At 62.0% G+C, this 19,932-nt stretch carries 19 protein-coding genes and 1 pseudogene; 4 read left to right on the plus strand and 16 right to left on the minus strand.

The window, feature by feature from the left end; all coding sequences use genetic code 11:
• The first annotated feature begins 249 nt into the window (after positions 1-249).
• Positions 250-708, plus strand: coding sequence for a DUF3237 domain-containing protein (locus J6524_RS05590; RefSeq protein ID WP_225669382.1), 459 nt, complete (start codon positions 250-252; stop codon positions 706-708).
• A 371-nt stretch (positions 709-1,079) separates the two neighbouring features.
• Here the strand turns inward: J6524_RS05590 and J6524_RS05595 are convergent, their stop codons facing one another.
• From J6524_RS05595 to J6524_RS05615, 5 genes are all read right to left on the minus strand, one after another.
• Positions 1,080-1,802 (minus strand): cytochrome c biogenesis CcdA family protein, encoded by a 723-nt coding sequence (locus J6524_RS05595; protein ID WP_225669383.1) that lies wholly within the window; start codon positions 1,800-1,802, stop codon positions 1,080-1,082.
• 51 nt (positions 1,803-1,853) lie between these two features.
• Positions 1,854-2,246, minus strand: a complete 393-nt coding sequence (locus tag J6524_RS05600; RefSeq protein ID WP_225669384.1) for a thioredoxin family protein — start codon at positions 2,244-2,246, stop codon at positions 1,854-1,856.
• Between the two features lie 208 nt (positions 2,247-2,454).
• Complete coding sequence (locus J6524_RS05605) at positions 2,455-2,961, minus strand: hypothetical protein (protein WP_225669385.1); 507 nt, start codon at positions 2,959-2,961, stop codon at positions 2,455-2,457.
• A gap of 220 nt (positions 2,962-3,181) precedes the next feature.
• Complete coding sequence (locus J6524_RS05610) at positions 3,182-3,862, minus strand: adenylate/guanylate cyclase domain-containing protein (RefSeq protein WP_312002347.1); 681 nt, start codon at positions 3,860-3,862, stop codon at positions 3,182-3,184.
• Positions 3,863-4,024: 162 nt separating this feature from the next.
• Complete coding sequence (locus J6524_RS05615) at positions 4,025-5,584, minus strand: 2-isopropylmalate synthase (RefSeq protein WP_225669387.1); 1,560 nt, start codon at positions 5,582-5,584, stop codon at positions 4,025-4,027.
• 428 nt (positions 5,585-6,012) lie between these two features.
• Here J6524_RS05615 and J6524_RS05620 point away from each other — a divergent pair, with 428 nt between their 5' ends.
• On the plus strand, positions 6,013-7,518 hold the full coding sequence (locus J6524_RS05620; RefSeq protein WP_225669388.1) for a CYTH and CHAD domain-containing protein: 1,506 nt from the start codon (positions 6,013-6,015) through the stop codon (positions 7,516-7,518).
• 80 nt (positions 7,519-7,598) lie between these two features.
• Here the strand turns inward: J6524_RS05620 and J6524_RS05625 are convergent, their stop codons facing one another.
• The 6 genes and pseudogenes from J6524_RS05625 to J6524_RS05650 form a co-directional block, all read right to left on the minus strand.
• A complete protein-coding gene (locus J6524_RS05625; protein ID WP_225669389.1) occupies positions 7,599-8,510 on the minus strand; it encodes a polyphosphate kinase 2 family protein in 912 nt (303 codons plus the stop codon).
• Positions 8,476-9,487: pseudogene (locus J6524_RS05630) on the minus strand (branched-chain amino acid ABC transporter permease). The gene J6524_RS05625 and the pseudogene J6524_RS05630 overlap by 35 nt, the downstream one beginning before the upstream one ends.
• On the minus strand, positions 9,484-10,365 hold the full coding sequence (locus J6524_RS05635) for a branched-chain amino acid ABC transporter permease (RefSeq protein WP_225669390.1): 882 nt from the start codon (positions 10,363-10,365) through the stop codon (positions 9,484-9,486). The pseudogene J6524_RS05630 and the gene J6524_RS05635 overlap by 4 nt, the downstream one beginning before the upstream one ends.
• A 203-nt stretch (positions 10,366-10,568) precedes the next feature.
• Positions 10,569-11,273: an ABC transporter ATP-binding protein gene (locus J6524_RS05640; protein WP_225669391.1), complete on the minus strand. Its 705-nt coding sequence runs from the start codon at positions 11,271-11,273 to the stop codon at positions 10,569-10,571.
• Positions 11,274-11,276: 3 nt separating this feature from the next.
• Complete coding sequence (locus tag J6524_RS05645; protein ID WP_225669392.1) at positions 11,277-12,044, minus strand: ABC transporter ATP-binding protein; 768 nt, start codon at positions 12,042-12,044, stop codon at positions 11,277-11,279.
• 115 nt (positions 12,045-12,159) lie between these two features.
• Positions 12,160-13,470, minus strand: a complete 1,311-nt coding sequence (locus J6524_RS05650) for an ABC transporter substrate-binding protein (RefSeq protein ID WP_225669393.1) — start codon at positions 13,468-13,470, stop codon at positions 12,160-12,162.
• A gap of 278 nt (positions 13,471-13,748) precedes the next feature.
• Here J6524_RS05650 and J6524_RS05655 point away from each other — a divergent pair, with 278 nt between their 5' ends.
• Positions 13,749-14,552 (plus strand): FadR/GntR family transcriptional regulator, encoded by an 804-nt coding sequence (locus tag J6524_RS05655; protein WP_225669394.1) that lies wholly within the window; start codon positions 13,749-13,751, stop codon positions 14,550-14,552.
• 29 nt (positions 14,553-14,581) lie between these two features.
• Here J6524_RS05655 and J6524_RS05660 read toward each other — a convergent pair whose 3' ends face one another.
• The 3 genes from J6524_RS05660 to J6524_RS05670 form a co-directional block, all read right to left on the minus strand.
• On the minus strand, positions 14,582-15,283 hold the full coding sequence (locus tag J6524_RS05660) for an NUDIX hydrolase (RefSeq protein WP_225669395.1): 702 nt from the start codon (positions 15,281-15,283) through the stop codon (positions 14,582-14,584).
• 49 nt (positions 15,284-15,332) lie between these two features.
• Complete coding sequence (locus J6524_RS05665) at positions 15,333-16,361, minus strand: ABC transporter substrate-binding protein (RefSeq protein ID WP_225669396.1); 1,029 nt, start codon at positions 16,359-16,361, stop codon at positions 15,333-15,335.
• Between the two features lie 484 nt (positions 16,362-16,845).
• Positions 16,846-17,166, minus strand: coding sequence for a hypothetical protein (locus J6524_RS05670; RefSeq protein ID WP_225669397.1), 321 nt, complete (start codon positions 17,164-17,166; stop codon positions 16,846-16,848).
• Positions 17,167-17,342: 176 nt separating this feature from the next.
• Here J6524_RS05670 and J6524_RS05675 point away from each other — a divergent pair, with 176 nt between their 5' ends.
• The gene (locus tag J6524_RS05675) at positions 17,343-17,984 is read left to right on the plus strand and encodes a cation diffusion facilitator family transporter (protein ID WP_225669398.1); all 642 of its coding nucleotides are present in this window, start codon (positions 17,343-17,345) and stop codon (positions 17,982-17,984) included.
• Positions 17,985-18,107: 123 nt separating this feature from the next.
• Here J6524_RS05675 and J6524_RS05680 read toward each other — a convergent pair whose 3' ends face one another.
• On the minus strand, positions 18,108-18,896 hold the full coding sequence (locus J6524_RS05680) for an ABC transporter permease (protein ID WP_225669399.1): 789 nt from the start codon (positions 18,894-18,896) through the stop codon (positions 18,108-18,110).
• Positions 18,896-19,723, minus strand: coding sequence for an ABC transporter ATP-binding protein (locus tag J6524_RS05685; protein WP_225669400.1), 828 nt, complete (start codon positions 19,721-19,723; stop codon positions 18,896-18,898). The genes J6524_RS05680 and J6524_RS05685 overlap by 1 nt, the downstream gene beginning before the upstream one ends.
• Between the last annotated feature and the right edge of the window lie 209 nt (positions 19,724-19,932).

Here is a 19,932-nt window from a genome sequence, read left to right on the forward strand (position 1 = left end):
AGGTTGCGTAAAGCGACCAGCGTGCCCACCATCAAGCGGCGCGGTTGATGATAGATGGTGGGCACGGCGCAGGTGCGCCTTGATCCACGGCGCCTCGCCCTCGAGCCAGGCCCGTTCGATTTCATGTGTCCCTCGCCACGCGACGACTCTCGCCGGCTCCCGAGGTGCCAGAGCTGCACCGATGCTCCCGGAACAAATGCCCGCACAGCAATTTGGTTTGAAGCGCGCACCGGCAGAAGGCGGAGCACGATGATCCATCTCGAAAAGGAAATGACCTATCGCGTCAAGACCAGCCATCCGCTGGGTCCGACATACGGCTCGCCGCGTGCGACCCTGCAATACTGGCAGGTGGCTGAAGCCGAACTGAGTGGTCCCCGGATCAAGGCCCAATTGGCCGCGACCGGGCTCGACTGGATGCAGGTGAGCGAGGACGGCTTTTGGCGGCCGAATGTGCGCGCGCAATTCCTGACCCATGATGGCGCCGTGGTGCTGATGAGCTACATCGGGCTGGTCGAACAAACGGCGTCATTCAAGCGAGCCGCCGAGGCCAATGAGCCGACCGACTGGGACGATCAGTACATGCGGCTGTCCGTGACCTTCAACACCGGCGACGCCCGATATGCGTGGATGAATCAAAGCCTGTTCATCGCGGCAGGCCGGCTGCTCGGTACCGGCCATATCGAGTATTCGATATTTCGGATAACGTAGTTTCCGAGCGCGCCCCCGCCATCAGGCGACGCGAACCAAGCTAGCCAGGACCGGCGGACTGGCCGCGGACCAGGATGGAAGCCCGGGCGCAACGACGCCGCGTTAGGCGATGCGCACCATCCGGCCCTGAATCCGCTATCCTTCGTGCAACCTGCCGGCACAATTTCTAGAGCATGATGATTTTTGGTTAGATCAATTTGGCCGCAGACGCGCTTCAACCTCTCCCGCTCGCGGGGGAGGTCGGCGCGAAGCGCCGGGTGGGGGCTCTCTCCACTCGGGCAGTATCGCCCGCGGCGACACCCCCACCCCAACCCTCCCCCGCAAGCGGGAGAGGGAGCGCACCTTCTTCGTGGTCGCGATCGAGTCATGCTTTAGAACCGCGTCGTCACATTGGTCAGCCATTCCGGAGAAACTTCAACCAGGAAGGCTTCGAGCGCTTTGTCCGCTCCCGAGATGACGAGCACGCCTGCGACGAGTAGCAGAAGACCGAGCGCAGATTTCATTCCGCTACCCGCAGCCAGCAATCGGCCGCGCCAGCGCGCGATCGTTTCCCGCGAAAGCCATCCCAACCCCACCAATGGCAGTGCCGCACCGACACCGAACGCGAGCATTGTCAGTGCCACCTGACCAAGATCCCTGCCCTGGGCGGCCAGCAACGACGCTGCGCCAAGCGTTGGCCCCACGCAAGGGCTCCATACGGCGCCCAGCAGGACCCCGATCCAAAACTGTCCGGCAACGCCGTTTGCGCGGCTCGTTGCCAGCCTGCTGTCGGCCCAATTTCCGATCGGACCTGCTGCAACCGCGATCTGCGCCTGTAACCGCGGAGCGACGAGCACGATGCCAACAAGCATGATCAGCGTCGCCGCGACGTAGCGCAGCCGGTCGCCATCCAATCCGATCGAGTGACCGGCCGTCGCCAGAAATAATCCGATGCCGACAAACGAGACGCACAACCCGGCAGCAAGCGCCAAAGGTCCCTGACGATGGCTCGATGCCGCGGCGGCCAGCACGATTGGAACTATCGGCAGCACGCAAGGCGAGAGGATCGAAACGATTCCCGCAAGAAACGCCAAAGCCGTACTGCCGATCGTCATCGCCGCTTTCCCATTCCCAAGTCATCCTCGCCGGCGCGCTCGTCAACAAAGTCAAATGGCTTTTCCGACCATGGCGAAGATCGAATTCCGCCTGGTATCGCCAACCGAGCGGGCGGCTTCCTTGTCGCCCTTGAAGGCAATCAGCGTCGATTGCGCACGGACGCCGAACCGATTGAGCAGATCCTTCTGGCTGTCGAAATCGATGACGAAATAGACGAGATCCTTGAATCTTGGATCGGCCCTCAGATCACTCAGGATCGGGGCCTGCGCTTTGCAAGTCGGGCACCACGGCGCATGAACTGCAATCAGAATTGGCTTGCCGGCTTTCTGGGCTGCAGCGAAGGCCTTGGCATCGAACGCAAACGCGTTATCCGCGAACGCCGGCGAAGCGGCGAGCGTTCCGGCAGCGAGCGCGGCTCCAAGAATGAATCGGCGGGTCAGCATGGCATTCTCCTTGTTGATCTGCATAATTTCGTTTTGGAGGCCGCAAATGTTACGTGTGCGCTGCAGCATGGGCTTCGCTGGGGTTCACGACTGGAGGTTCGAGGCAACCGCGGCAAAGGTTACGGCCCGGCGGAAAATTCTTGTCTGTCGTCGCCGGATGGGCGGTGTATCCAGACCGGGCATCGGGTGAGAAAACGTCACAGGAGCGTCACCGGAGCGCATCAAGCAGCGCCCTGGTTTCCCGCAGATCGGGCGTGTCGAAACCTTCTGTGAACCAGCCATAGGCTGGCGCGAGCAGATCATGGGCCTGCTGCGGCTTGCCCTGATCACGCCAGACCCGGGCCAAGCTGGTGGCGGCGCGCAGCTCCAGGGCCTTCGCTTTCTGGCGACCCGCCACTTCAAGCGCACGCCGAAAGCACGCTTCCACTTCGATCCCGTCGCTGCCTCGCCTTGCCACCGTCAGTTCCCCGATCAAGCGATAGATTTCGGCTTCCCATCGCCGTTCACCAGTCTGCTCAACAGCGGCCGCAGCCTCGGCCAGCGCGGTCAATCCTTGCTCGATTTCTCCGGCCCGCGCCGAAGCTTCAGCCAGCAGCGCGAGATAATACGGTCGACGGATGCGCACGTTCGTCGTCTCGACGGCGGCGAGACCGCTGCGAGCTTCCGCGATCGCTTCCACAGCCTGTCCGCGCTCCGCGATCGCCCAGCCCCGCAAGATGCTTCCCGCCGGGCGCGCCGCCACCGGCGCAGCGGCAGTTCGAGCTCTTCCTCGCGGCCGACCAGCGGGGTTAGACCGGCCGAATGGAAGGCTTCAAACCGGCTCTCGACGGCGCTCGACCGAAGCACCTGATAGGCCTGGACGGGCTGCGGAAAGCCCTTCATCGCGACCGTTCCGAGATCGCGGTACTCGAAAAGATCGCCCAGGAGGTGGCGCGTCATGGGACCGACGACAATGGTGTTCGGCTCGCCAAGTGCTTGCAGACGCGCCGCAAGGTTGGGGTCTCACCCGCCACGGCGCGTTCCAGTGCTTCGCCCGAGCCAATGAGATCGCCGACCACGACCAGCCCCGTCCCAATGCCGATGCGGACACGAAGACGCTCGGATGTTTTCAGTTGGTCGACGGCGTCGATCAGCGCCAAACCGGCACGCACCGCGCGCTCGGCATCATCCTCGTGCGCCTTCGGGTAACCGAAATAAAGCAGTACGCCATCGCCCATGTACTTCGCGACGAAGCCGTCGAAGCGGGATACCGTCTCGGCGACGCAGCGGTGATAGGCGCCAATCACCTCACGCAGGTCTTCGGGGTCAAGATCAGCCGATAGCGCGGTCGAGCCGACGAGGTCGCAGAACATCACGGTGAGCTGCCGCCGTTCGGCCGAAGAGACGGCGCTCAAGCTTGGCACCGACGCGGCGCTTGGGTCTGCCGATGCTGAGGGTCTTGGCAGGCAAGCGGCCGCTTTCAATAGCTTCTTGCGTTGGCCGAGCGAGAAACCGAGCTTCTCCAGGTCCGCCTCATTCAGCTCAGGCAGGATATTGAGATCGATATCGTTCGCCCGCAACGTGGGTGCGAGTTGCACCAGGGCAAGCGGCACTAGCCAGCGCTCCAGCTCGTCCACGGCCTTCCTCTCCTGGCTGCCGTGGACTCTACCAGATCGAGCGTGTGCTCCAAAGTCACTTCGCCGGCGCAGGGGTTCCGAAAGACGCCGGCTTGGCTTCACGCCGATAGTTCCGGGCCCGGTCCTTTGGACCGTCCCGGAATGACGGAGGTTGCGGAGCGATCAGCCCGCCGCCTGCGCCGGCACATCGCGCTGGCGCTTCATGACGATCTTGTTCAGCGCGCCGAGATAGGCTTTTGCCGAGGCGACCAGCGTATCCGGATCCGCTGCACGAGCGCTCATCGAGCGCCCCTCATGCGCGAGACGCACCGTGACTTCCGCCTGCGCGTCGGTGCCTTCGGTTACGGCGTGGACCTGGTACAGCTCCAGCTTCGCTTCATGCGGCACCAGGCGCTTGATGCAGTTGAATACCGCATCGACTGGACCATTGCCCTCGGCTTCCTCGATCCTGGTCTGGCCCTCGACGTCGAGCTTCATGGTGGCGCGCTGCGGACCATGAGTGCCGGCGATCACCGTCAGCGAGGTCAGCTTGATGCGGTCGTGCGAAGCCGCCATTTCCTCGTCGACCAGCGCCTCGATGTCCTCGTCGTAGATGTCCTTCTTGCGGTCGGCGAGCGCCTTCATGCGGTTGAAGGCGTCTTCCAGCTGGTTGGCGCCGAGCTTGTAACCCATCTCCTCCAGCTTGTGCACGAAGGCATGGCGGCCGGAATGCTTGCCGAGCACCAGCGAGGACTGCTTCAGGCCGACCATCTCGGGACGCATGATCTCGTAGGTCGAGGCGTCCTTCAGCACGCCGTCCTGGTGGATGCCGCTCTCATGGGCGAAGGCGTTCCGGCCGACGATCGCCTTGTTGTACTGAACCGGGAACGAGGTCGCCGCGGAGACCAGTTTCGAGGCGCGCGTGAGCTGCGTGGTGTCGATCTTGTTCCAGTACGGAAACTTGTCGTTGCGCACGTTGATCGCCATTACGATCTCTTCGAGCGCGGCGTTGCCGGCGCGCTCGCCGATGCCGTTAATGGTGCACTCGACCTGCCGCGCGCCGCCGACGACGCCGGCCAGCGAGTTCGCCACCGCCATGCCGAGGTCGTTATGGCAGTGGACCGAAAATACCGCCTTATCGGAGTTCGGCACGCGCTCGATCAGCGTCTTCATGAAGTGGGTGTATTCCTCCGGCACCGTATAGCCGACCGTGTCGGGGATGTTCACCGTCGTGGCGCCGGCCTTGATGACGGCTTCGACGATGCGGCAGAGGAAATCCATCTCGCTGCGGGTGCCGTCCTCGGCCGACCATTCGACGTCGTCGATCTGGTTTCGGGCGCGGGTGACGTTGGCGATCGAGAGATCAATCACCTGCTCCGGGGTCATGTTCAATTTGACCCGCATGTGCAGCGGCGAGGTCGCGATCACGGTGTGGACGCGGCCGCGTTTTGCGAACTTCACCGCCTCGGCGCAGCGGTCGATATCCTTCGGATGCGCCCGTGACAGGCCGGCGATGACGGCGTTCTTGGAGCGGCGGGCGATCTCGCTGACCGCCTGGAAATCGCCTTCCGAGGTGATCGGGAAGCCGGCCTCGATGACGTCGACACCCATGTCGTCCAAGAGCTCGGCGACCTCGAGCTTTTCCTCGAAGGTCATGGTTGCGCCGGGGCACTGCTCGCCGTCACGCAGCGTGGTGTCGAAAATGATGACGCGGTCCTTCTCGGACTTGCTGGCGGTGGTCATGTTCTGAATTCCTTTTGGGTATTAGCGCCGGTTCAAATGGCGCTTAAGGGTCTGGTGATCTCGCGCGAACCCCTGAGTGCCCAGGCGCAAATGCCCAGACGGCCCTCAGGGGCCGATAAGAAGCAGAATCCCGCCAAGAAGGAGGGTGGGCGCGGACGCAGCCGGGATTGCAGGGGCAGCCTTGGCCGCTCCCCCCCGAACCCCGTGCTTTTCGCTGCGAATCAGCATTGCCAGACCCTTTTGGACGCGGAAATCCTCGGCCAAAACCATTGACGGTTCGTTGCCGGGAGGGCGTTCCGCGCCCGTTCTAGACGAGAAATGCGACCGCCCGCAATGCCAAAAGAGGGTCAGGAGATATGACCTAGTTTTCGCAGGCATCCGCAAGGCGCCCGTTCGCGTTATTTCCGCCAGCACGACAGGAGGACACGATGGGCGTCGAAACCGAGGTCAAGTTCCGGCTGCCGAGGCACGATCTTTCGGCATTGGCGGGCCTGAAAGTCCCCGGCAGCAGAATTGGCGAAGGCTCGGAGAGTGATCTGACCTCGACCTATTTCGATACGCGGAAACGGAAGTTGAGGCGGCATGGGCTGGTGCTTCGGGTTCGGCAAGCAAACGGCAAACATATCCAGACGGTCAAGAAGGCCTCGGAAAATTTCGGCCGTGGGGAATGGGAAAGCGAAATAACGGACGGCAGCCCGGATCTCGGCAAGGCCGACGGCACGCCGCTTAGGGAAATCTCCTCAAAAAAGCTGCAACGCAAGCTGAAGCCGATTTTCAAGACCTCGGTCCACCGCACCACCTTTCCGGTTCGCAGCAAAGGAAGCGAAATAGAACTTGCCATCGATCGTGGCAAGATCGTCGCCGCAGGACGGTCAAGCCGCATCGAAGAGGTCGAACTCGAATTGAAGCGCGGAAGCCGACGCGATCTATTCCAGGTCGCAAGAGCCGTCGAACGAAAACTGGCCGCCGAGCTCTATCTGAGAGGCAAAGCTGAACGGGGCTACGACCTCCTCGACAGCAAGGACGAGCGTCCGGTTTTTGCCCAACCGATCGAGCTGAACGAGGAGATGTCCGCGATAGAGGCCTTCAAGGCCATCGCCCACTCCGCCCTCCGCCACTTTTCTGGAAACATCGATGCGGTCCGCAAGCTCGATCCGGAAGGCGTGCACCAGATGAGAGTGGGATTGCGCCGGCTGCGCGCGGCCATCTCGCTATTTTCCAAGATCCTGAGTGGCGCGAAGACCGAACACATCAAGGCAGAGCTCAAGTGGCTCACCAAGGAATTGGCGCCCGCACGCGAAATCGACGTTTTCCTGCAGGAGAAAGTCGAGCCCGTGGCGCACAAGATCAATCCCCGACGAGGAGCCAGAGCCATTGAACGAGAATTCGCCGGTAGACGCGACGAAGCGCTCGATCGGGCAAGGAATGCTGTGAACTCCGGACGCAGCCGAACGCTGCTTGTCGACCTGCTCGAATGGATCGAGGCGCAAGACGGCAGTGGCAAAAAAGCGACGCTGGAAGTCGGCGAATTTGCCGCGAACCTGCTGAGCCGCCGCGTCAAGAAGATCAGGAAAGACGGAAAGACTCTGCAAGAGATGTCACCATACGAGCGACACAAGCTTCGCATCAATGTGAAGAAGGTCAGGTATGCGGTCGAGTTTTTTGAAAGTCTCTTTCCCGGCAAGCGCGAGCAAAGGGAGCTCGCGCGCCTTTCTCGGCATTTGAAGAAGATCCAGGGTGCTCTCGGCTCACTCAACGATTTCATTGCGGACAGCAAGATGGCTGCAGATGCCGCCCTCAACGCGCCCCCGCAAGATCGACGCGCCCGCGCGTTTGCGTCAGGCTTCATCGTCGGCCACGAGGCTGAACAAACCAAGCCGCTGATGAAAGCTGCCTCCAAAGAAGTCCGCGCGCTTCGCGCCTGCGCGCTGTGAGGGATGCGTCGGCGGTGGGGTTCCCTCCGCCCTTGCGGGTCCTTGCGGGAGAGGCTGAGGAGTGCTCACCTCACGCAGGCCTACTTCTTCCCCTCGCCTTCCAAGGCCTCGCGGACCTTGGCGAACTCGCTGCGGTCGGCCTTGTCGACTTTCGGAAAATGCAGATCGAGTTCCTCAAGGGCTGCGACGATGGACGAGCCGATCACGACGCGGGCGAACCATTTGTGGTCAGCGGGGACCACGATCCAGGGGGCGGCACGCGAGGCGGTATGGTGGATCATATCCTGATAGGCGGCCTGGTACTTTGGCCACAGCTTGCGCTCGCCGATATCGGCAAGCGAGAACTTCCAGTTCTTGGCGGGGTCCTCCAGCCGCTCGAGGAAGCGCTCGCGCTGTTCCTCCTTCGAGACGTTGAGAAAGAACTTCAGGATCACGGTGCCGTTGCGCGCGAGGTAGCGCTCCATCGCCGAGATGTCCTCGAAGCGCTCCCTCCAGATGTCCTTCGTCACGAGCCGCGGCGGGATCTTTTGCCTGGCGAGAATCTCCGGGTGCACACGCACGACCAGACATTCCTCGTAGTAAGAGCGGTTGAAGATTCCGATGTGGCCGCGCTCGGGCAGCGCGACCATGCTACGCCAAAGGAAATCGTGGTCGAGTTCTTTTATCGTAGGCTGCTTGAACGCCGTGACCTCGCAGCCCTGCGGATTGACGCCTTCGAACACGCTCTTGATCGCACTGTCCTTTCCCGCAGCATCCATGCCCTGGAAGATCAGCAGCATCGACCAGCGGTCCTGCGCGTAGAGCTTTTCCTGGAAATCGTTGAGGCGCTCGCGATTGGCCTCGATGATCTTCGTCGCCTGTTCCTTGTCCAGGCCGCCCTTCTCGTTCGTCTTGTGCGACTTCAGGTGAAACTCGCCTGTGCCGTCGTAGCGGAACGGGGCGACATAGGCTTTCAGTTCATCCGCGAGCGGCTGCGAGGATTTCTTGTTCATGTGGTCTTGGGCTTCTTCGGTTGCGTCTTCAGTCGGTCGAGGACGCTACCAAGAATGCCCTTGGGAAGGAATATGATGAAGATGACGAGCAAGAGGCCATAGACGAGGTTGTCCCAGCCGACCGCCTTGGTGCCGAAACTGATGCGCAGAATTTCGGCGAGCATAATGGTGATGATGGCGCCGACGGTGGGGCCGAGCGAGACGTAGAGCCCGCCGACGATGACGGCGAACACCATCTGCAGCGACACCGCAATGCCGCTGACGGTGTCGGGCGAGATGAACATCTGGTACTGGCAGTACAGCGCGCCGGCGAGCGCGGTCATTAGCGCCGAAATCAGCGTGATCTTGAGCTTTTCGGCGGTGACGTTGACGCCGGCCGCAGCCGCTGCGTCCTCGTCCTCCGAGATCGCCTCCATGGCATAGCGGCTCATGCTGTGATCGACCCAGCGCCAGATCAGAAGGCCGAGCACCCAGACCGCGAGCGCGATCAGATACCACGTCGTCTTGTCGTCGAACTGCAGCGCGATCAGCCCGTGGCCGCTCGGCGCGCGGTTCGGGGTGTAGCCGAGCGAGCCGCCGGTGTGGTCGCGCGTCGCCGTGATGACCTGCAGCACGATGCCTGACAGGGCCAGCGTCACCAGCACGAAATAGTGACCGGTGATGCGAAAGCGAAAGCAGGGATAGGCGACAACCAGCGCTAGCGCGCCCGCCGCCACCATGCTGATGGGAATGCCGATCCACGGCGACAGGCCGAGATGATTCCAGAGCAGCGCGGTGACATAGGCGCCGACGCCCATGAAGCCGCCATGGCCGAGCGACACCAGACCGAAGCGACCCATGATCGACCACGCGGTATAGGCGAACGACCAGATCAGGATCAGCACGAGGATGTGCAGGTGATAAGGGTCACGATAGACGAAGGGCAGCGCGATCAGCGCGGCGAGGCCGACGCCCCAGGCAGCATGACGGGAATTCACGAGCGCCTCGCCAAAAGGCCCGCAGGCCGGATGAACATCATGACGATGAAGAAGGCAAAGGCCAGCACGTAACCCCATTCGAGGTCGGCGAACAGCCCGCCCAGCGAAATGATCTCGGCGAACACGAACGCCGCGATGAAGCCACCTACGAAATTGCCAAGGCCGCCGAGGACGCAGATCAGAAAGGTGATGGGCCCGAACGACAGCCCGACGAAGGGATGCACGTCATATTGCAGCACCAGCAGGCAGGCCGCGAGGCCGGCGAGCGCGCCGCCGAGCGCGGAGGTGATGAGATAGATGCGCTTGGTATCCACCCCCATTAGCGACATGATCTGGCGGTCCTGCGAGATGGCGCGGATCGCGGTGCCGGTATAGGTGCGCGTCATGAAGAAGTAGACTGCCAGCATGCCGATCAGGGCGGCGACGAAGGCGAGCAGCCGCGAATAGCTGAAATGCATATCGCCGATCGCGAGCACCGGCAGGCGAATGCCGAGATTGCGGAAGTCGATGCCGAAGGCGACGGTGGCAAAGCTCTGCAGGATGAACAGCACGCCGCCGGTCGCGAGCAACTGGTTGATCGGCGGTGCTGTGAGCAGCGGCTCGATGACGAGGTAATGCAACAGCGCGCCGAGGCCGGCGACCAGGAGGATCGCGATGGGAGCCGCGACCCAGTACGGCAGGCCGAACGCCTGGACCATGTAGTACATGCCGTACATGCCGATCATCACGAGCTCGGCGTAGCAGATCCAGGTGACGTCGATGACGCCGAAGATCAGGTTGAGCCCGAGCGCCAGCAGCGCCAGCACGCCGCCGAGCAGGATGCCGTTGACCACGGCCTCGAGCAGATAGATGTCGAAGATGTCGAGAAATGCCTGCATCGTCTGTCGCCCTATCGCAGCCTTGCTTCACCTCTCCCGCTTGCGGGGGAGGTCGGATCGCATCGCAAGATGCGATCCGAGTGGGGGAAACTCTCTCCATACGGACAGTGTGACTCGCGGAGACACCCCCACCCCAACCCTCCCCCGCAAGCGGGAGAGGGAGTGCAGTTCCGCTGCCGCAACTGGCGCAAGCTCGTCATACCTTAAACCCCGAGATATGCCTGCTTGATGGTATCGGTCTTCATCATCTCTTCCGACGTGCCGGAGGCGCGGATGGTGCCGGCCTCAAGCAGATAGGCGCGGTCGACCACTTTGAGCACCTGCTGCACGTTCTGCTCGACGATCAACACCGTGAGCCCGCTGGCGCGGATGCGTTTGACCAATTCGAAAACCTGCTGCACCACAACAGGCGCAAGGCCCGCCGAGGGTTCATCGAGCAGCAGCAATTTCGGATCCGACATCAGCGCGCGGCCGATCGCGCACATCTGCTGCTCGCCGCCTGACAGGGTGCCGGCCATCTGGCTGCGCCGCTCCTTCATGCGCGGGAACAGGTCGAACACAAATTCCAGCCGCTCGGCATATTTGGCGCGCGCGCCAGGCATGTAGGCGCCCATCTTCAGATTGTCGTCGACGGTGAGCCGCGGGAATAGCCGTCGGTTCTCCGGCACATGCGCAATGCCGAGATCTACGATGCGATGCGCCGGCGTCGCTACGACGTCGTGGCCCTCCATGGTGATCGATCCTTTTGCCGGGCGGATCAGGCCCGAGATCACACGCATCAGCGTGGTCTTGCCGGCGCCGTTGGGGCCGATCACGCCGACCGCCTCGCCCGCCCTAACGTCGAGATTGATACCGAACAGGGCCTGGAAGGTGCCGTAGCCGGCGTCGACCGATTTCAGTTCGAGCATGCGTTACACCCCTGCCCGCCGGCGCGCTTCGGCCGCCGCCGCCTGACTCGAATCCGCATCCGTGCCGAGATAGACCTCGATGACGCGGGGATCGCTCGCCACCGCGCTCGGCAGGCCTTCGGAAATCTTCTCGCCGTGATCGAGCACCATCACGCGGTCGACCACCCGCATCAACACGCCCATGATGTGCTCGACCCAGATGATGGTGATGCCGAGCTCGTCGCGGATCTTGCGCAGCATGTCGGCGGCTTGGTCCATCTCGTGCTCGTCGAGCCCCCCGAGGCTTTCATCGGCGAGCAGCAGCTTGGGCCCCGTCGCGAGCGCCTTGGCGAGTTCAAGTTTCTTCAGGCCGGCGGCGCCCAGGCCGTCGACGCTGGCGTGGCGATCGGTCGGCAGGCCGACCATGCGCAGCGCGCGCTCGGCCGCCTCGTCCGCCTTGGCGCGGCTGTGGCGGCCCTGGCCGTAATAGCCGGCGAGCGCCACGTTCTCGAAAATGCTGAGCCGGTGAAACGGCCGCGGGATTTGGAAGGTGCGGCCGATACCGCCGTTGATGATGCGGTGCGGAGCGACGCCCGCGATCTCCGCGCCATCGAACAGGATCGATCCGGCCGTCGGCACAAGCGTGCCCGACAGCATGTTGAAGATCGTGCTCTTGCCCGAGCCGTTCGGGCCGATCAGGCCGAGGATCTCGCCCTTCTCGACCCGGAACGACACGTTGTTCACAGCGGTGAAGCCGCCGAAACGCTTCACCAGGCCTTCTACCGTCAGCACGCCAGATGCTCCGTTCTCGCACGCTTCAATTTCGTTGAGGCATGCTTGTCGACTTTTCTTGTTCGAGCATAATCCGGAAAACGCGACAAACGCGAAGCGTTTGCGGGATTATACCCTACTGGTTGCTGAACGTCGTGCCCTTCGGCAGTGGCAGCACGGCCTCGCGCTGCGCCTGGCTCTTTGGCCACACCACGTAAGACTTGTCGTCGACGTACTGGATGACCACCGGGAACGAGCGCTCGTTCTGGCCGGCCATCTGGGTGCCCTCGCCGTGGAACTTGACGCCGAAGCCCAGCATGGTGCCGCCTTCCGGAATATCGGTCTCGAGCGCCGCCTTGCGCAACGCATCGGGATCGACGCCGCCGTATTTCTTGATGGCGCGCGGCAGCACGTCGGTCAGGAACAAATAGGTGTTGGAGGCCGCCATGCCGACATGGGCGGAGCGGATCGCGACCCCGGGCTTGGCCTTGTCGAACTCCTCGCCGACCATCTTGATAACAGGCGGCAGCTTCGGGTCCATGTTCTTCTGGTTGGCGAGCCAGATCGAGATCGGATCGGTGTTGAAGACGTAATTAACGTCGGCGCCGAGACCTTCCTTCAGCTTCTCGTAGACGCCATAGCCCGCGCCGTGGCCGACGAGAGCCGCGAATTTCAGACCCTGCTCGCGGGCCTGGCGGCCGAACAGGGTGATGTCCGGGTTATAGCCGGTGTGAAAGATCACGTCGGGCCGCGCGCGTTTCAATTTGGTGATGAGCGCTGATAGATCGGGCGCGGTAGCGGCATAGCCTTCCTTCAACACGATGTTGAAACCGGCCTTCTTGGCGCCCGCCTCATTGCCCTTGGAGACGTCGACGCCGTAGGCGCCGTCCTCGTGGATGATGGCGACGCGCAGATCCTTCGGATCCTTGCCGAGCTTGGTTTTCGAATGCTGCGCGATGAAGTCCATCGTCATCAGTCCGAACTGGTCGCCTGAAGCCTGCGGCCGAAACACGTATTTGAGGTTCTTGTTGTCGAGCACCGCGGAAGAGATGCAGGTGGTGATCCACATGAACTTCTTAAGCTGCTCGACGCGCGCGGCCACCGGCACGCATTGCGCCGACGAATAGAAGCCGAGCAGCATGTCGACCTTTTCCTGCTCGATCAGGCGGACCGCCTCGTTGATGGCCACGTCCGGCTTGCTCTGGGCGTCGGCGTAGACCGCCTCGATCTTGTAACCTTCGACTCCGGTCTTGCTGAACTGGTCGAGCATGATCTTGGCGCCGATATATTGCAGCTCCGAACCGCCGCCCGCGAGCGGGCCAGTCAGGTCGTAAATCACGCCGATCTTGATTTTCTTTTCCTGGGCTTCGGCGGTGACCGCCATTCCCAGCGCCGCGATTGCGGCGGACAGCCCGACGAGAAGGCGTACAGCTTTGCGCCCCGGCATCAAAACCTCCCTCTATCGATGGTGCAATGCACCTTTATATTTTTGTCATTTATTGTTGTCGTTGTTCTCATCATCACACGGGCAGCGCCGTGCGATGTCAAGCCGTATAACCGGAGCCACTCTGTCGCGGCGCCGCGGCACCCAAAGTAGCAATCTACCGTGCAGTCGATATATGCGTGTGCCGCGCAATCATCAGATGTTAAACATCGGATGATTGCGTATCACAGCTGGCGCATGCTAGGCAATCGCGAACTCAGCGGGCCAGAAGGAGGCATGGGGTGGCCAAGCCAAGGACCACCGACAGGCGCATCAAACCGCGGCGTATTCGCAGCGTCCTGACGACGCTCGGCCGCGAAATCGCGCAGGATCTCATTCCGGTCGGCACGGCGCTGCCGCCCGAACCCGATCTGGAAGCGCGTTTCGGCGTCGGACGCGGCGTGGTGCGGGAAGCCGTCAAGACGCTGGCCGCCAAAGGAATGGTCAGCGTCCGCCCGCGTCACGGCACCCATGTGCTGCCGCGCGCCGAATGGAGCCTGCTCGACCGTGACGTCTTGAGCTGGCTGGTCGGCCAGAAAGAGCCGGATCGCGATCTCCTGCTCGCCATCCAGGAGGTCCGCTCGATCATCGAGCCGGCAGCCGCGGCGCTCGCCGCCGAGCGCGCGACACGGAACGACCGCTGGCGCATCAATACGGCGTTGGCGGCAATGGAGACGGCGCAGGACGAGGCCAGCGCGATCGCTGCTGACAAGGCGTTTCACCTTGCGATCCTCGACGCCACGCACAATCCGGTGCTGCAGGGGTTTCGCGGCGCCATCGACACCATCCTGAACACCGTCTTCGATGTGGCGGTCGGCAGCGTCGGCTGGTTCAAGGACAATCTGCCCAACCATGCTGCTGCCGCCCGTGCGATCGAGAACGGTGACGCCGAGAAGGCACGGATCGCGATGGAACGGGTGCTTGACTATACGAAGCTGAAACTGTCGAACCGGCGGACGACGATCGCCGCCGAACGACGGTCGACCGGCACGACGTCAACGACGAGAACGATCGCCAGGAAGACGAGCGCTAAGGGAAAGAAATAGCGCGGTCGCGCTCCCGGTGGGCGTCGAGGTCAAGTTGCGAACTGCGCTTCGAGAAAGACAGTGACGAAGCGCGGCATAGCGGGTGTGAAATCGCGCGTGCCGCGCACGAGGTGAATGGCGGATAATTCTGGCTGACGCTGTGCGGCGAGATCGGCCTCGATACGCTCGCGCACCGCCTCCCCCGACATGTTGACGCGCAGCATGCGGATCATCGCGACCGCAGGTCCCGTATAGACGCAGTACCAATGCGGATCGCTCTCATATTCGCCGGCCGCAAGCCCGGTCTCTTCCTCGAGTTCGCGCGTGACGCTGCCAGGTATATCGACCCTGCCGTCCCTGATATCGTCGAGGTCGGGGGTACCAGAGGGAAAATAGATCCGCCCAGCATTCGCGGTATGCGGGCCCATCTCGCCGAGTACGAAGGCGCCGTCGGTGCAGCGGAGCGCGCCCATGCCAAAGCCGTTGAACACGGATGGATCGGGAAAGCCCCAGTCGCGCCAGGCCAGGAAGCTTGCGAAATCGGTCTCGAAATAGCTGGCGCTGAAGCGGCCGCCCGAGAATTCCGGGTTGCGCCCGAGCAGGACACGGCCGTTCCATATCGCAGGTGTTTCGCGCCGCTTGTCGGCGAAATGCGCGGATATTTCCGCGCGCCGCGCTTCGGCGAACGGCCATGTCCAGGGCTCGACAACGAGATCGAGCGCGCCGACGCGATGAATGACCGGAACCTTCATGCCACTCATCGCTTCACGCCGTTCCTATCACCTTGACGTTATCCGGACGTCACTTCGAGCTCGTGCCCGTCGTCTTCCTGGCCTGCTCGACGTATTTGTTGGTCCAGGTCTTGGTCACGTCGATATTGGCTTTCGCGATCTCGGGCGAGCCCTCGCTGAACACGGCGAGAACGGCTTCGGCGCCCTTCGGGTCCATCTTGCCGGTCTCCGAATACATCGGGATCGTATTTTTCAGCGCGGCAAGATAAAGCTCCTTGTTCTTGCCGACGACCTCCTCCGGCATCTTCGCCATGATCTCTTCCGGTGAATGCGAGTGGATCCAGGCGAGCGTATTGACGATCGCATTGGTCAGCGCCTGCACTTCCTTTTCGTGCGAATTGATCCATTTGGTTGTGGTGTAGAGCGCACCGCCCGGATATTCGCCGCCGAACACGGCGAGCGTGTCCTTCTGCGTGCGGGTGTCGGCGAGGATCCTTAAGTCAGGATGGTTGCTCTGCAGAACAGTGACGGAGGGATCGAGCATCACGGCCGCATCGATCTGGCCCTGCTGCATCGCCGCCACCGCGGTTGCGCCAAGGCCGACGCCGATAACGGCGGCGCTGGTCGGATCGAGGCCGTTCTTTTTCAAGAGATACTTCAGGAAGAAATCGGTCGAGGAGCCCGGCGCGCTGACGCCGACCTTCTTGCCGGCGAGATCCTTGACCGACTTGATTTCATTGGTACGCGAAGGCGAGACCACCAGCACCAGGCCGGGATAGCGGTCATAGATCACAAAGGACTGCAGCTCCTGCTTCTTGGCGGCCAGGTTGACGCAATGGTCGAAATAGCCGGAGACCACGTCAGCGCTGCCGCCGAGCACGGCCTTGAGCGCATCCGAGCCGCCCTTGAGGTCGACCAATTCGACCGCCACACCCGCCTTCTCGTATTCGCCGAGCTGCTTGGCGAGCACGGTCGGCAGATAGCACAGGCACGAGCCGCCCCCGACCGCGATGGTGACCTTGCTTTGCGCCGCGGCAAATCCCGAGGTCAGCGCCAGCGCCAGCAGAGATGCGGCCAGCCGGCCGAACAGTTTCTTCATGGGTTCCTCCATTTGTTGGGCGGCAAGATAGAGCAGCGAGCGGAGCTTGAGAAGGCCGCCGGGACGATGCACGGGTGTGGCTCGACTCCTCGCCCGTCGTTGCCTGCGACAAACGCAAAGCGTTTGCGCACGGGAGCGACAGCGACGAAGCAATCTAGAGAGTACTAAGCGATCCAGGATGCGCCTTCGCCGCGCGGACTGCGGGGAGCCAAGAGACGGGTTCGCCGGAACGTCCCTGTCCCTTCGCCCCCCGATAGGTGTCTAAATCCATGTAACAATCACGGCTCCCAACATATGGAAGACGTAGAAATCTGAACCCGTAGATTTGGTGCTCGGCTCGCAACCTTCGATTGCACCTGAACGTTATAACATTGGCTATCGGTAATTGATCAGGTGCAGGCACCTCAGGCATCGTTGGCTTCCGCGACTGTTCCACTATGGTCTGCGATGGGGTATCGATGGCAAACAAACGCAGGGAGTATTGCTAATGACCACATGTACCGAGAAACACCATGCCAACCACACTCATAAGCATGGCCCGGATTGCGGGCACACCGCGGTTCGTCACGACGGCCATGTGGATTATCTTCACGACGGTCATCTCCACCATATGCACGAGGATCACGTGGACGAACATGTCATCGCGGTAAATGCAACAAATCCCGTGCAATGCACTCCTCAGGTCCATTGCGAGCATACGCACGGACCAAACTGCGGACATGAAGCGGTGCCGCATGGTGACCATGTCGACTATCTTGTAGACGGCCGGCTGCACCATCCGCACGGCGATCATTGCGATGATCACGGGCCCCTGCAGTTAGCCTGAGCGCGACCGTGATCGAACCCTGGCAGAGCTGGACACGCCGACCTATGACGACTGCGACAATATCGCAACTGCGCGAACGAAATAGTTCATGTTCAGCACCTCGAAGCACGTTCTAGTGCACATATTTGCCAGGTCGCGGAAATGGGAGATGGAGAATGGCTCATCATCAAAAAGCCGTTGCCGCTGCATTGGCGATAAACACTGCAATCTTTGTAGTGGAGGGTATTGCTGGCTATCAGGCATCAAGCCTGAGCCTCCTGATGGACAGCGCGCATAACTTGTCGGACGAGTTGGCCCTGGTCTGCCTGTATGCAGCATTCCTGGTCACCAGGGGTCCTTCGCAGAGGCTGTTGAGAGCCGGAAATCTCTTTAACTCAGTCGGGCTGATCGCGGTCAGCGGGCTGCTTTTGTGGCAGGCCGGGGAGCGTCTGTTCAATCCGGTGCCGGTTCAGGGCATCGTTCCAATGATCGTGGGTCTGGCCGCCGCTGCCGCCAATTGGAGCGTGGCGCGCTTGCTGCTGGAACCAAGCCAAAACAACGCTGCAATCCGGCTCGCGTATATCCACAATCTTGGCGACGTATGGGTATCCCTTGCCCCGGTGGCCGCGGGCTTACTGCTTCTAGTGACGGGTTATCCAAGCTTCGATCCAATTATCGCAGGAGCCATTGCATTGTGGATCATTCTCACGACTGGCCGTGAGGTTCTTGAATCGCATGATGAACTGATATGGCCGGAGAAAATCATCTGCTGCCATACCGACCATGATCAACCGGTCGTGACGCCACAATCAAATTGAGACGGTAGCAGATCAATAGTGCCGCTTTCCGCACCAACGTGAGATGATGCGTATGCTCGAGAAGCAGCTCCCCAATGCATCGACGATCAAGCGCGGCAGTTGCGCCTTGACGGCAGCGAAACTCTACCCTCGCCCCTCCGCCGTAGCCGGCCGCCACACTAACAGCCGCCGCTCGACCACCGTCACGCCCATGTCGATCAGGATGACGAACGCCGACAGCACAAACATTCCGGCGAACACGCCGGCGACGTCGAACACGCCTTCGGCCTGCTGGATCAGATAGCCGAGGCCGGCGGCAGAGCCCAGATATTCGCCGACCACGGCGCCGACAACGGCAAAGCCGACGGAAGTGTGCAGCGAGGAGAACATCCAGGACAGCGCAGAGGGCCAATAGACATGTCGCATCAACTGGCGCTCGTTCATGCCGAGCATGCGGCCGTTGTCGAGCACGGTGTTCGAGACTTCCTTGACGCCTTGATAGACATTGAAAAACACGATGAAGAACACCAGCGTCACGCCGAGCGCGACCTTGGACCAGATGCCAAGGCCCAGCCACAGCGTGAAGATCGGCGCCAGCACGACGCGCGGCAGCGCGTTGATCATCTTGACATAGGGATCGAACACCGCGGCGACGCGCGGCTGGCGCGCGAACCAGAAACCAACGAGAACGCCGGCAATCGAGCCGATCACGAAGGCAAGGATGGATTCCCAGAGCGTGATGATCAGGTGCTTCCAGATCACGCCGCTGGAAAACCATTTGACGATCTGGCTGCCGACATCGACGGGATTGGAGAAGAAGAACGGCGGCAGCAGGATCTTTCCGAACACCGGCACGGTCGTAAGGAACTGCCACAGCGCCAGCGCGACGACCGCGACCAGCAACTGCGAGAGCAGGAGCATCGAACGCGACATCAGCCGACTCCTGCCGCTTGGGTGGATTGCACGTAACCCTTCATCACTTCATCCTTCAGCACGCCCCAGATCTCCCGGTGCAGCTCATGAAAGTCCTTTTCCATGCGGACCTCCGAAATGTCGCGCGGGCGCGGCAGCTTCACCCGCCAGTCGCCGATGATGCGCGCCGAGGGTCCGGCCGACATGATCACGACGCGGTCTGCGAGCGCGATCGCCTCCTCGAGATCGTGGGTGACGAACAGCACCGCCTTGCGGTCGGCGTTCCATAATTCAAGCAGGAGGTTGCCCATGATCTGGCGGGTCTGGGCATCCAGCGGGCCGAACGGCTCGTCCATCAGGAGAATCTTGGGATCGCGGATCAATACCTGCGCGAGGCCAACGCGCTTGCGCTGGCCGCCGGACAGCATGTGCGGATAGCGGTTGGCGAAGGCGCCGAGACCGACGGATGTGAGCCAAGCTTGCGCCCGCTGCAGCGCCTGTTCGCGCGGCGCGCCCTTGATCTCGAGCCCGATCGCGACGTTGTCGATCGCGGTCTTCCATGGAAACAGCGCGTCCGCCTGGAAGAGATAGCCGGCCTCCCGGTTCAGCCCCGTCAGCGGTTGGTCAAAAATCTTCACCGATCCCGACGCCGGCTTCAAAAGTCCGGCGGCGACGTTGAGCAGCGTCGATTTTCCGCAGCCCGTCGGCCCGACGATGGCGACGAACTCACCATGCGCGACCGACAGGTTGGCCTTTTCCACGGCCGTATAGACGCGGTCGCCGGCCACGCGAAACGCCACTGTCGCATCGCCAAGCGCGACCGCCGTCGGCTGTGCGGTATCTGCCATGTTTCTCCTCAAGTCTTTGGAGGGATGCCTTAGCGGGTACGAAGGAGAAGTTCAACGAAGGTCTGTGACGCCTGCCGGACCGAACCGGACCGGGCAGACCCGATGCCGCGCGATCTCCTGCAGCAGTTCATACCGACCGGGTGAACGCATCGCATCGGCGTCCCTTCCAGACGGATACAGGTTGCTGCAAACTGCATATCTAGCCTGCG

The organism is Bradyrhizobium hereditatis, assembly GCF_020329435.1.
Taxonomy (GTDB): Bacteria; Pseudomonadota; Alphaproteobacteria; order Rhizobiales; family Xanthobacteraceae; genus Bradyrhizobium; species Bradyrhizobium hereditatis.

Bases quoted from the DNA above. Each gene is read 5' to 3' on its own strand.
- J6524_RS05590 (WP_225669382.1), top strand. From the start codon at position 250: ATGATCCATCTCGAAAAGGAAATGACCTATCGCGTCAAGACCAGCCAT.
- J6524_RS05595 (WP_225669383.1), bottom strand. From the start codon at position 1,802: ATGACGATCGGCAGTACGGCTTTGGCGTTTCTTGCGGGAATCGTTTCG.
- J6524_RS05600 (WP_225669384.1), bottom strand. From the start codon at position 2,246: ATGCTGACCCGCCGATTCATTCTTGGAGCCGCGCTCGCTGCCGGAACG.
- J6524_RS05615 (WP_225669387.1), bottom strand. From the start codon at position 5,584: ATGACCACCGCCAGCAAGTCCGAGAAGGACCGCGTCATCATTTTCGAC.
- J6524_RS05620 (WP_225669388.1), top strand. From the start codon at position 6,013: ATGGGCGTCGAAACCGAGGTCAAGTTCCGGCTGCCGAGGCACGATCTT.
- J6524_RS05625 (WP_225669389.1), bottom strand. From the start codon at position 8,510: ATGAACAAGAAATCCTCGCAGCCGCTCGCGGATGAACTGAAAGCCTAT.
- J6524_RS05635 (WP_225669390.1), bottom strand. From the start codon at position 10,365: ATGCAGGCATTTCTCGACATCTTCGACATCTATCTGCTCGAGGCCGTG.
- J6524_RS05640 (WP_225669391.1), bottom strand. From the start codon at position 11,273: ATGCTCGAACTGAAATCGGTCGACGCCGGCTACGGCACCTTCCAGGCC.
- J6524_RS05650 (WP_225669393.1), bottom strand. From the start codon at position 13,470: ATGCCGGGGCGCAAAGCTGTACGCCTTCTCGTCGGGCTGTCCGCCGCA.
- J6524_RS05660 (WP_225669395.1), bottom strand. From the start codon at position 15,283: ATGAAGGTTCCGGTCATTCATCGCGTCGGCGCGCTCGATCTCGTTGTC.
- J6524_RS05665 (WP_225669396.1), bottom strand. From the start codon at position 16,361: ATGAAGAAACTGTTCGGCCGGCTGGCCGCATCTCTGCTGGCGCTGGCG.
- J6524_RS05675 (WP_225669398.1), top strand. From the start codon at position 17,343: ATGGCTCATCATCAAAAAGCCGTTGCCGCTGCATTGGCGATAAACACT.
- J6524_RS05680 (WP_225669399.1), bottom strand. From the start codon at position 18,896: ATGTCGCGTTCGATGCTCCTGCTCTCGCAGTTGCTGGTCGCGGTCGTC.
- J6524_RS05685 (WP_225669400.1), bottom strand. From the start codon at position 19,723: ATGGCAGATACCGCACAGCCGACGGCGGTCGCGCTTGGCGATGCGACA.